Origin of the sequence: Flavobacterium pokkalii, from assembly GCF_014596575.1 — a bacterium.
Classification (GTDB): domain Bacteria; phylum Bacteroidota; class Bacteroidia; order Flavobacteriales; family Flavobacteriaceae; genus Flavobacterium; species Flavobacterium pokkalii.
Window position 1 is genome coordinate 1 of sequence record NZ_NASZ01000009.1, and the last position, 13,195, is coordinate 13,195.

A 13,195-nucleotide genomic window follows, 5' to 3' on the forward strand; every position below is an offset into this window, starting at 1 on the left:
ATCAGTTGTAAATCAACGACTAAATATACGAAATAACTTATGTTAAACCAAATATAAAGCACAAAAAAAACCGCCTCAGTTTTGAGACGGCTTCTTTTGTTTATAGAAAGATTTATTCTAATATAATTTTGGATATTTAGTTGGGTTGCTTTCTGAGATAATACTGTATGCTTTTTCATAAATATCTTCTGCTGATGGTTTGGAAAAATAATCGCCATCAGTTCCATAAGCAGGTCGGTGCTCCTGAGCTGATAAAGTTTGTGGTTTGCTGTCTAAAAATTGATACGCATTTTGTTCTTCAATAATTTTTTGCAAAATATAAGCCGAAGCGCCACCAGGAACGTCTTCGTCAATTACTAACAGACGATTAGTTTTTTGGATACTTTTTACAATATCATGATTGATGTCAAAAGGAATTAACGACTGAATATCGATTACTTCGCACTCAATTCCTATTTCCTGTAATTCTTTAGCAGCCTGTTCAACTAATCGTAATGTAGATCCGTAAGAAACTAAAGTAATATCGGTTCCGGTTTTAATGGTTTCAACAACGCCAATCGGAGTTTTAAATTCACCAAAATTCACTGGTGCTTTTTCTTTAAGACGGTATCCGTTCAAACATTCGATTACTAAAGCAGGTTCGTCACATTCTAAAAGGGAATTGTAAAAACCGGCAGCTTTAGTCATATCTCTTGGAACTAAAACATTAATTCCTCTTATGGCGTTAATAATCATTCCCATTGGAGAACCGGAATGCCAGATGCCTTCTAATCGGTGTCCTCGGGTTCTGATGATTAACGGAGCGTTTTGTTTTCCTGCTGTTCTGTAAAGTAAAGAGGCTAAGTCGTCACTTAAAATTTGTATCGCGTATAATAAATAATCTAAATACTGAATTTCAGCAATAGGTCTTAAACCTCTTAAGGCAAGTCCAATTCCTTGTCCGATTATCGTGGCTTCACGAATTCCTACATCGGCTACACGTGTTTCTCCGTATTTTTCCTGCATGCCTTCTAAGCCCTGATTTACATCGCCAATATTTCCGGAATCTTCTCCGAAAATTAAAACTTCGGGATATTTGGCAAAAAGAGCGTCGAAATTATCACGAATAATCATTCGCCCGTCAGTATCTTTTTTAGCATCTTCAGGATAAACAGGTAAAATTTCTTTTACAGAAAGCACATTGTTTTTTGTTTCAGAATATAAATTGTTACTGAAAAGCGGCTGTGTTTTTTCAAAGTATTTTTGAATCCAGTTTGCTAATTCTGTTTTATGTGCTTCGTGAGCCAGCAAACGCAGGGATTTCCTTGCGGTTACCAGAATTTCTTTTTTTAGAGGATCTTTGATTACTTTTAGCGCATTGGAAAGTTTTAGAATTTGCTCTTTATTTTTACTTAAAGGAGCAGCCTTATCTAAAATGCTAAGCAATTCATTCTTTTCTTCGACAATAGGAGCGATAAAAGATGTCCAGGAAGTTTTTTTAGTTTCTAAAACTTCTTTTTTAATGGTAGCTTCAATTTCATTCAGTTCTTCGGCTGAAGCAATATTGATGGCAATCATCCAAAGGCGCATTTGTCTGATACAATCAAATTCGCGTTCCCAATTTAGTCTTTCGGTACTTTTGTATCTTTCGTGCGATCCCGAACTGGAATGCCCTTGTGGTTGCGTAAGTTCAGTTACGTGAACTAAAACCGGGATGTGCTTTTCGCGGGCAATTCTCGAAGCCCTTTCGTAAGCAGAAATCAAATCGGAATAATCCCAGCCTTTAACCGTGATGATTTCAATTCCGTCATTATTTTTATCGCGTTGAAAACCGGATAAAATTTCAGAGATATTTTCTTTTGTTGTTTGGTGTTTGGCATGAACCGAAATTCCGTATTCGTCATCCCAAACGCTAATAACCATAGGAACTTGTAATACTCCGGCAGCATTAATTGTTTCGAAAAACACTCCTTCGGAAGTACTGGCATTCCCGATAGTTCCCCAGGCTACTTCGTTTCCTTTGTCCGAAAAGTTTTTTTGGTTTGGAATATTATCTATCTCACGATAGATTTTTGATGCCTGAGCCAAACCCAGCAAACGCGGCATTTGAGCTGCTGTAGGTGAAATATCGGAACTGGAATTTTTTTGTTTCGTTAAATCTTTCCAACTTCCGTCTTCATTCAAACTATGAGTAACAAAATGACCTCCCATTTGTCTTCCGGCCGACATTGGTTCTTGTTTAATATCGGTATTTCCATATAATCCGGCAAAGAAATGAGCGGTTGTCAGTTCGCCAATAGCCATCATAAAAGTTTGGTCGCGGTAATAACCGGAGCGAAAATCTCCATCTTTGAAAAACTTAGCCATTGCTATTTGTGGCACCTCTTTTCCGTCTCCGAAAATGCCAAACTTTGCTTTACCCGTCAGTACTTCTCGGCGACCTAAAAGGCTGCATTCCCGACTAGTTACGGCTATCTTATAATCGTTCAATACTTCAGTCCTGAAATCCTCAAATGTCAATGTAGTATTGGTTTGTTCTTTTATCATAATTGAAAGATTATAATTCTTTGGCGCAAATTTACTTAAAAACTGGCTATTATCATAATCTATTAAAATAAAAAAGAACTACTTTACGGTGTTTTTATTTAAAAATAATATTGTTTTTTTAATAAAAAATAATTTTTTGGTTCAAAAACTGATTTTTTTGTAATGATTTGTAGTAAGCTATTTGTTTAGAACCATTTCCGATTGAATAGGTTGATAAGTATTTTTGGAGAAAAAGTAATGATGAATCTAATTTTTTCATTGTACTTGTTTTGGCTTATTTCCCAACCGTTTGAAGAATAAACCGGAAGGTATAATTCAAAATAATCGGTTACTAAATTTAAACGGATACCACTGTCAAATTGAAATTTAGGATCCTGAAATCTGTTTTTTATAAAACCGGCATCACCATAAACTTCAATCCAATTCCAAATTGTATAACCTGTATTGATGGTACTCATCCATTGATTAGCATAGGGAGTATCCAGTTTTGATTTAAAACCACCTTCTGCCAAAATAAATTGCTGACTGAAAAAACCTGTACTTTCTGATCTTCCGTAAAAACTATAATCAAAGGAATAATCAGTTGGGCGATACAATCCAAAACTAAAATAATCGTTGTCACTTTTATTGTAGAGAAAGCTTCCGGTATACCATCTAAAATTTATTCGGCGATTGTTTTCAAATAGTTTGCGGTATTCTATTTCAGCAGCTAATTTTCCAAATTCTTTTGAAAATTGAATGTCGCCTGCAAAACTCAAATGTTTGGTAACTTCGGTTTTGGTATTGATATATTTTAGATTGAAAATAGAATAATTTTCAGTTGAATTGTCGGTTACAATTGCACTTTTTTCGCGATTAACAAATAGTTGTCGTAGATAAACATATTGTTTTTGATTGTCTCTAAAGTCATTTTGTCTTATACTTAATTGCACACTAGGATTCAGTTTTGTGTAAGTGGCGTCAGGAGCATAATGAAAATAAGAGCCGGACAAAGCATATTTCACATTGTATAAACGGCTGTTTCTGTAATTTTTATTAATCAAAAAAGAACCTGATCCCGAAATGGTTTTTGAGTTAGTTGAATAAGAAGGCGTTATGTTGAAAATAAAAGGTTTCTCCAATATGGTTTTATTATGAAGACGAATTCCTGCTATAAATCCGTCGTATAAATTGTATTCTAACGAAGGGACGTATAAAATTTGGTTATAGTAAGGATCTTCCAAATCTTTCATCAAAACAAATTTAATCGGGCGATTGTTTGGGAAAAAAGGCTTTAATGATTTCCAATTGTTTCTCAAATTGTATTCTGGGACTTCATTTTTATAATTCAATACAATTTTGTTGGCATTGTTTCGGGCAAAACTAAAAGTACTGTCAATCGAATTCGGTTCTATCCATTTCTTGAAAACAATATCTTTTTTTAAAATACCGTAAACGGGAACCGGTACGTTGATTCCGGTTCTGTTTTTTAAAGAAAAATAAATGCTGTCATTGGTTTTACTTACTTTGTTAAATTTGTAATCAATTAAATCTCTGGAATATATAACGGTTTTAAAAAACCAGTTGATATCTTTTGAAGATTGGTTTTTCAGGATGTTTTCAAAATCAGCGGCATCGGTTTGTTGTTTCTTTTTAGCAATATAGAATTCGCGAATACTTTTAGTTACAGCCTCATTTTCAAGATAGCTGTTTAAAAAACGCAAACTTAGACCAGCGCGGTATTTGCTGGCTATTTGTTCGTTAAATTTTATCAAGTTGTTTTTAGGTTCGCCTAAAGCCTGATCCAGATTTTTTCGGGCCATTAACATATAAAAATAACTGTATTGCTCGTTGAAATCAATATTAGTAAGGTTGAAACTTTTTAATAATTTGAAATTAGCGGCATTTCCCAGCATTTTAGTTCCGGGATAATTTTCTTCGATATACTTCATCATGATATAGACCTGAATTCCGTTATGAACCCAGCTGTCCTTGCGATTATCAATATAAAGACTGTTGTTGAGAAATACGTTTAAATAGGTTTTTAAAAACTTAATTTCAAAGGTAAATTCATCTGTAAAAGGTCTAATGAAGGAAGGTAATTGATTCAGTCCGTAAAATGGATTTCTTTCGTAGTCGGTTTGTGAAATCACAATTTTCTTAAAAGGATAATCGCCAATTTGTCTTTTAACAAAACGAACGACACAATCGATAGCCTGAGCCTGAGCTGTTGGCGTAATTTTTTCACCGTCTAAATTGGTTAGAACTTCAAAACTATCATTTTTAAAACTCGTAAAATTGGATTCCGGTTCTATAAAAAGACTAAAATCAACTCTGTTTTGACCATTAAATTTATAAATGGTGTAGTCGTCTTTATTGATTTCTTCGGTGGTGTCTAAATCTGTCGTAATTGCAAAATCGCTGGAAAGTTTAAGTTCTACATCAAAATGGCAAATGGCATTGGCAATGTCGTCCAGATTTTCATTACTGTATCTTACAAAAGCGTGGTTTTCATAACGTGCCGGAGTTAAAAACCAGGATTTTAAATTGATGTTGCCAAAATCGTCATAGCCGTATTTGGTGAATTTATTATTTGGAATTTTTACATTGTAATTCAGTTCCAAATCAATTTTTTGGTTTGGAGCCAATTTGTTTGGCAGATTTACCACAATAAGATCGGGATGTTTTCGGGCTCTGTTCCAGGAAAAGAACAAATGATCTTTATTTAAAATGGTTATTTTGGAAGTTTTGCCGCGCTCTTCCTCTTTGGCTAAGTGAAATCCGCGATAAAATTCGTCAGAAAACCGAAGTGCTAAAGGTGTGTGAACATTAGAATAGGCATTATTCCAATCGTTCAAAACAATTTCCGAGATACTATCATTACTGTTGTTAAAATATTCAAGTTCCTGTTTGACGTTCAAAGTGTGTGTCTCCGGATCTACATCAACATAAAGGCGATTATGATGCTGTGCTATAAGAGTACTTGTAGCAGCAAAAAAAACAATCAAAAACAAACAGATTTTAGCAATCGAATTCAATGGTAGTCCGGGTTTTAAAAAGTATTTCAATTTACATTTTTTTATTTTACCAACTACAGTAAAATAAAAAAAAGCTGTAAAAAAAAGCTGTAAAAAAACAGCTTTTAAAAATTGGGTTTCAAAGTGTATTTTTTATAGAAATTATCGAGAACTTCTACAACTTCGTCTTCGTTGTCAACAATTTTTATCAGATTTAAATCTCCCGGGCTTATATTTTTTTCCTGTTCCACGACCGTCTTTATCCAATCGATTAATCCGGACCAATAACTGCTGCCGACAAGGATAATTGGGAAACGGGCAATTTTTTTAGTTTGGATTAAAGTAATTGCTTCAAACATTTCATCCAAAGTTCCAAAACCTCCGGGCATTACCACAAAACCTTGTGAATATTTGACAAACATTACTTTTCGAACAAAAAAGTAATCAAAATTCAGGTTTTTATCCTGATCGATATAAGGATTAAAATGTTGTTCAAAAGGCAATTCAATGTTTAATCCCACAGATGTTCCGCCGCCTAAATGCGCGCCTTTATTACCGGCTTCCATAATTCCCGGGCCGCCGCCTGTGATGATTCCGTAGCCTGCTTTGCTGATTTTAAAAGCAATTTTTTCGGCCAGTTGGTAATACTTATTATCAGGTTGTGTTCGTGCCGATCCAAAAATAGAAACGCAGGGACCAATACGTCCCATATTTTCATATCCATTAACAAATTCCGACATGATTTTGAAAATCGCCCAACTGTCATTGGTACGAATTTCATTCCATGTTTTTTGTTTCAGTTTATCCTGGATTATTTTTTCTTCGTCATTATCAAAATCTTCTAATCTCATGGTTTTTATATTTTATATAATTCGATTGTAGTTTTTTTGTCAGCTGCAAATACTTTTTGAGTGCATAAAAGAAGCAATTGCCAGAGTGACTTTCTACTAAAGTAAGGTTTTTTGGGTATAAAAACTAGACTGATTCCCGAATAATATTTAGGATAAAAATCGGATTATGATTAAATATTTGTAAAACAATTAGTTGTGATTCTAATCAGAGAAAAAGAATTTAAAAAGAGAGGGTAGAAGCGGCTTCTTTTTTAAGTTTATTGTTTTTTCTTTCTTTTTTGGATTTGTTTAACCAAATAATAAAGCCTGTAACTGGTAATGAAGCACAAATTAGCGCAGCAAAAAACGCCAGAAATTTAGTAGTTAAACCACCAAAAGTTCCGGTGTGTAAATCGTAATTCATAGAAGTGATTTTGCCTCCTAGTTGTAAATTTTCGGAGGTTTTCATGCTGTCAATTTGTCCGCTTTTCTGGTCGAAATAATAGCGATAGAAATTCCCCGTTCTGTTTTTATCCAGTCGAACCTGAATATCATGTGGTTCTGATTTTTCTTCCTGTAAACGAATGGAATACTGATCAGCCTGAGCGTGTTTGGACAACACATAAAACAATCCGTTATCGAGTGTGTTAGTCGTTTTTTGCGGAATAGAATCCAGTTGTACAATTGTATTTTTCTTCTTTGTATCTAGCGTATTAAGGCTATTGTTGACTCCTTTTTTGAAAACAGGAAAAGCAAAGACTAAGCCGGTAAAGCAAAAAAGCAGCGCCCAGGGTAAGACATAAAATCCTAAAACATTGTGCAAATCGTAGTTTAGACGCTTGGGTTTTGCAGAAAATTTTATGCTAAAATGTTGTTTGATATTTTTAGGCTTCCATTTTTTTGGCCACCACAAAAAGAAACCGCTAATACAAATCAGGCTGAAAAAAAGTGTCGAAAAACCAATAATTAGATGACCGTATTTTTTACCTAAAAGTAAATTCATGTGCAGTTGCAACACAATTTGGAAAAACTCGGTTTTAGTGTTTTCAATTTGTTGTACAGTTCCTAAATAAGGGTTGATAAATACTCTTTTGTTATAAGTAAAATAATCAGTGTAAAAAAAGGCTTTTTTATTGGTTTTGGTCGCTCTGAAAACCCAGGTTCGGTTTTTTTGCGGAAAAATATCTACTCTTGAAATTTTTTCACCGGGATTTAAGTTTTTTTCGGCAACGGCAATAAGTTTGCTTAAAGCAATGGTGGATTTGGTTTCCGGAGTAGGGTGGCTTATAAAATATTTTTCAGGATAAACTACTAATTTGAGTTCATCCTGAAAAACATAAATACAGCCGGTAAGACTTACAATTAAAATGACAATTCCGGAAATTAATCCGAGCCATTTATGAAGCCATAAAATCTGTTTTTTTAATATCATTAAAAATTATAATGTAAATTTAAACTGCTGGTCATTCCGCTTCCTAACACATATTCCGCATCCAAAGCTCGATATTGACTTACTGTTGGATAATAATAATTGTTTAATAAATTCTCTACTCCAAGGCTAATGGACCACTTAGAATTGAAAGCATAATTAGCGGATAAATTTAGCAAATTAACCGTTGAAATTGGTCCTTCGCTATTTTTATATTTTCCGTTGCTGGCAGGTTCAAAACGATTTCTACAACCGGTATTTACCCAAGAAACTTGTACGTTAGTTTTCTCTGTAGGTTTGTAGTTGATGAAAGCCGTTGCTTTTGCAGGAGCAATTCGGGAACCGTTTAGATATACTTTGCTACCGTCATCAAATTTTGCTTTTCCTTCTACAAATGAATAATTTCCTCCTATTTTTAATTCCTCTAAGATTCTGTAATCTAGTGATATTTCGTATCCTTTTACGGTTTCCGGTTCACGTTGTGCTACTAAATAACCACCTACATCTACTAAATTAGCTCCCAGTTTTGAAGTACTGATGTAGTAAGCTGCCGAAAGATTAATGTTTGAAATTCTGCTTGAAAAACCAATCTCGTAATTATTGGTGATAATTGGATCTGTTTCCAGATTATCGATGGTGTTTTCATCGGCTCTTCTTAGAATTCGACCTAATTCATTGATTGCAAAACCTTGTGAAAAACTAATAAACGGATTGAACCAATCGTATTTATTAAAACGTAATCCGGCATTAAACATGGTTGCATTGTATGGAATATCGCCTCCTTTTACAAAAATACTTCCGGCTCCGTTAGCCCCGGTTGCAATGGTGTTGTAATCTTTTACGCGAACCGTTGCATTTTCATAACGGATTCCTCCTTTGAAAATTAAATTTTCTAAAATGTCCAGTTTTAATTGGGCATAAGGAGCAATGTTGGTCATGTCCATTTTAGGAATATAAACGCGACCATCTACCAAATCCTGATAAGTAACATCGTTCAAAAGGTCTAAACCATAAGTGATTTCGGTTGGGATATTTCCAATAGAAAAAGGAGTATTGAAATTAATACGTATTCCTTTCTTGTCTGAGTTAATCATCGTTTGTCCCGGTCCGTACCATGCCGAAGCACTGGCAACATAGCGATTCATGGAACGGAATGAATTCAAATAAGCAGCAACATCTAATTGGGTGTTTTGAAACAAATTATCTTTTGAAAAACTAAGCATCAAATTATAATTGTATGGCGTTCCTGCATTTTGTCCCGGGTCTTCTCCAGGTACTCCAATGGTAGGTGTTACTCCGTAAACTCCGGTTTGACTGATATATTTGGCATGTTGAGTGCTGTTATAAAAGTTAGACAGTAAATTGATACTGGTATGGTCGGTGATAGCGTAATTTAATTTGGCAAATAGGTTTATCTGATCTGAATTTGACAATCCGTCAGTTTGACCAAGCGGTTTTCCTTTGGCATCTCTTTGTAAAGCCGTGTAATCATAAGAACCTCCTGCTACAAAGCTGAATTTGTCTCTTTTACCATTAAAGAACTGTGAAAGGCGATAGCCAAAAGTTTCTGAACTGTGTATTGGATTAAAAGTTGTTCCAATAGTAGTGTTTCCGTGAAACGAATCGCTTTTAGGACTTTTCTTGGTAATATAGTTGATGATTCCACCTCCGGAACCATTTCCGTAAATAGATGTTGCTCCTTTAATTACCTCAATTCTTTCAATGGCATTAGCATCAATAGTTCTGATATCTCTTTGTCCGTTCATCAAAGGTGTCGATTGCGGAATTCCGTCAATTAAAACTAAAACCTGTCTTCCTCTTAAGGTTTGTCCGGCATTAGTAGCCTTGTTTGTTGTTGTACCCAATCCAGGAACTAAATTTCCTAAAACGGAAGATAAATTCGTGCTGATATTCGTTTGATTTTGAATATCTCTTTGATTTAAAATCGTTACTGAGGATGGAATAGTGGAGATATTTTCCTTTTTTCTACCGGCGGTAATTACAATTTCCTGTAATTTGTTTTCTTCTTTTTCCAGTTGGATAACAGTTGTTTCCTGAGTATTAATGTTAGTAAAACTGTACAAAGTTTCCGCATAATTATAAGCGGTAACCAAAATGTTTCCTTTAATAATTTTCGAAGCAGAAATTTGTGCTTCACCATCTGAATTTGTTTTGGAAAGGACTATATTTCCGGAAGAAATTGTAGCGTTTTCTATAGCTTTTCCTGAATTGTTTTCTACCCTTATTTTTAAGGTTTGGGCAGAAATTATTGAAGTAATAAAAAAGAACGTCAGAGAGACTAGTGATTTAAAAGTCATTTTGATAGGGTAAAATTTAACTTATTCTTATTTAGATTTATTTTAAGCAAAAGTAGTTTTATCCTTTTTTCGATGCAACAAAAAATTTAAAAATGTTTAAAAAAAGTAGTTTTTGTAGTTTAATACGTGTTATAAATATAGAAAAAAGCCTTTTTCAACGAAAAAGGCTTTTAAAATAAATAAGTAATTATTATTCCAATTCTTTCTTCAAAAACTTGGCTGTATAACTTTTTTTAACTTTGGCAACTTCTTCCGGAGTTCCCTGTGCAACGACTGTTCCGCCGCCTTTTCCGCCTTCGGGACCAATGTCGATGATATAATCGGCTAGTTTGATCACATCCAGATTGTGTTCGATAATCAAAATAGTATTGCCTTTGTCAACCAGTTTATTGATGACTTCCATCAGCACACGAATGTCTTCAAAGTGCAATCCGGTTGTAGGTTCATCAAGGATATAAAAGGTGTTTCCGGTATCTTTTTTAGATAATTCGCCTGCCAGTTTGATGCGTTGCGCTTCACCACCGGAAAGCGTGGTACTTTGTTGTCCTAAAGTGATGTAACCCAATCCAACGTCCTGAATGGTTTTTATTTTTCGGTAAATTTTAGGGATATTTTCGAAAAAAGGAACGGCTTCGTCCACAGTCATTTCTAAAACATCCGAAATTGATTTCCCTTTATAACGAATTTCTAAAGTTTCTCTGTTAAAGCGTTTTCCCTGACAAGTTTCGCATTCTACATAAACATCCGGTAAAAAATTCATTTCAATCGTTCGAACGCCGGAACCCTGACAGCTTTCGCAACGGCCACCGGCTACGTTAAAACTAAAACGTCCGGCTTTGTAACCGCGAATCATGCTTTCCGGAGTTTTGGTAAACAAAGCCCTGATTTCGGTAAAAACTTCGGTGTAAGTCGCCGGATTGGAACGTGGTGTTCGTCCAATCGGACTTTGGTCAATATCAATCACCTTGTCGATATGTTCTAAACCTTCAATTTTTTTATAAGGTTGTGGTTTTTTGACGCCATTAAAATAATGGGCATTCAAGATAGGATAGAGTGTTTCGTTAATTAAAGTCGATTTTCCGCTGCCTGAAACACCAGTCACACAAATCATTTTTCCTAAAGGAAATTCGACAGAAACATTTTTTAAATTATTTCCTGTTGCTCCGGATAGTTTCATTGTTTTTCCATTGCCTTCCCGACGTTTTTCAGGAATGTCAAACTTCATTTTTCCGTTGAGATATTGTGCCGTAATGGTATTGGATTTCAGGGTTTCTTTTGGTGTGCCAATGCTGATAATTTCACCGCCAAATTTTCCGGCTTTTGGACCAATATCAATGACATAATCGGCGCGCTCAATCATGTCTTTATCGTGTTCCACCACAATCACCGAGTTACCAATATCACGCAATTGTTCCAAAGAATGAATCAGTTTTTCGTTGTCCCTTTGGTGCAAACCAATGCTAGGTTCGTCCAAAATATAGAGAACGCCAACGAGTTGCGAACCAATTTGGGTTGCTAATCGGATGCGCTGCGCTTCACCACCGGAAAGTGATTTCGAACTTCGGCTTAAAGCCAAATAATCCAAACCTACATTCATCAGGAAGTCTAGACGATCCTTAATTTCTTTAATTACTTCAGAAGCTATAAGGAGTTGTTTGTCTGATAAATGCGAATTTAAATTATGAAACCATTTGGTCAAATCGGAAATATCCATATTGCATAATTCGGCAATATTTTTTTCATCGATTTTAAAAAACAAGGCTTCTTTTTTTAGTCGGGAACCTTCACAAACCGGGCATTTCAATTCGTCCATAAAATCTTTTGCCCAGCGTTTAATGGTTGAAGAACCGCTCTCATCATGTTGGTTTTTGATAAAATGAGAAATTCCTTCAAAATCAATTTTGTAATCACGGGCAACTCCTAAATCTTTAGAATTGATGGTGAATTTTTCTTTTCCGCCATTGAGAATCATTTCCATAGCTTCGGCCGGAATATTTTCAATAGGATCGGTAATTTTAAAATTGTATTTCTGTCCGATGATTTCCAATTGTTTGAAAATCCAGGAAGATTTGTATTCGCCCAATGGCGTAAAACCACCCGCTTTGATGGAAAGTTTTGGATTAGGAATTATTTTACCAACATTGATTTCGTTTACCGTTCCCAGTCCGTTACAATGTTCGCAAGCACCTTTTGGGGAGTTGAACGAAAATAAATTGGGTTCCGGATTTTGATACGAAATTCCGGTGGAAGGACACATTAAATTTCGGCTGAAATAACGCACTTCCTGACTGTCCTGATCGAGAATCATCAATACATTTTCGCCGTGATGCATGGCAGTATTGATGCTTTCTGACAATCGTTTTTGGTTTTCTTCATTGTCTTCAATCAGCATTCGATCCACAACAATTTCGATATCGTGGGTTTTATAACGGTCGAGTTTCATTCCCGGACTGATGTCCAGAATTTCGCCATTCACACGAACTTTTAAGAATCCCTGTTTGGTAATTTGCTGGAATAATTCACCATAATGACCTTTTCTGGCTCGGATTACCGGAGCGAGAATATTGATGCGTTTGTTTTTAAAATCGGTGACAATTAAATCTTTGATTTGTTCGTCAGAATAGGAAACCATTTTCTCGCCGGTGTTGTAACTGTATGCATCGGCGGCACGGGCGTAAAGCAAACGCAGGAAATCGTAAATTTCGGTGATGGTTCCCACGGTAGAACGCGGACTTTTAGAAGTAGTTTTTTGCTCAATGGCAATTACAGGTGACAATCCGTCAATTTTATCCACATCCGGACGTTCCAGTCCGCCTAAAAACTGACGGGCATAAGCCGAAAAAGTTTCTACATAACGGCGTTGTCCTTCGGCATAAATCGTATCAAATGCTAAGGATGATTTCCCGGAACCCGAAAGTCCGGTAATAACCACCATCTTTTCACGGGGAATGGAAATGTCAATATTTTTAAGGTTGTGAACTCTGGCACCTAAAACTTCTATAGTATTGTCTGTGTCTAACATATTTTTTTGCAAATTCCGAATAGTCGGAAGCAAAGTTACTATTTGTTTCGCAGAGATTCGCAAAGTTAACGCAG

Annotated in this window: 6 protein-coding genes; all 6 read right to left on the bottom strand. The window is 35.3% G+C overall.

The genetic code is table 11. The annotated features are described in order from the left end of the window. Positions 1 to 117: 117 nt before the first annotated feature. Positions 118 to 2,526: an alpha-ketoacid dehydrogenase subunit alpha/beta gene (locus B6A10_RS07520; protein ID WP_188220383.1), complete on the bottom strand. Its 2,409-nt coding sequence runs from the start codon at positions 2,524 to 2,526 to the stop codon at positions 118 to 120. 185 nt (positions 2,527 to 2,711) lie between these two features. Continuing rightward, entirely contained in the window at positions 2,712 to 5,573 is a 2,862-nt protein-coding gene (locus B6A10_RS07525) for a gluzincin family metallopeptidase (protein WP_317172011.1), read from the bottom strand. A 74-nt stretch (positions 5,574 to 5,647) separates the two neighbouring features. After that, positions 5,648 to 6,373 (bottom strand): LOG family protein, encoded by a 726-nt coding sequence (locus tag B6A10_RS07530; protein ID WP_026715019.1) that lies wholly within the window; start codon positions 6,371 to 6,373, stop codon positions 5,648 to 5,650. Between the two features lie 220 nt (positions 6,374 to 6,593). Further along, positions 6,594 to 7,784 carry a PepSY-associated TM helix domain-containing protein gene (locus tag B6A10_RS07535; RefSeq protein ID WP_188220384.1) on the bottom strand — a complete coding sequence of 397 codons (1,191 nt, stop codon included), beginning with the start codon at positions 7,782 to 7,784 and terminating at the stop codon, positions 6,594 to 6,596. Further along, positions 7,784 to 10,099: a TonB-dependent receptor gene (locus B6A10_RS07540; protein WP_188220385.1), complete on the bottom strand. Its 2,316-nt coding sequence runs from the start codon at positions 10,097 to 10,099 to the stop codon at positions 7,784 to 7,786. The genes B6A10_RS07535 and B6A10_RS07540 overlap by 1 nt, the downstream gene beginning before the upstream one ends. Before the next feature lie 190 nt (positions 10,100 to 10,289). Continuing rightward, the gene (gene uvrA / locus B6A10_RS07545) at positions 10,290 to 13,121 is read right to left on the bottom strand and encodes an excinuclease ABC subunit UvrA (protein ID WP_188220386.1); all 2,832 of its coding nucleotides are present in this window, start codon (positions 13,119 to 13,121) and stop codon (positions 10,290 to 10,292) included. Positions 13,122 to 13,195 lie beyond the last annotated feature (74 nt).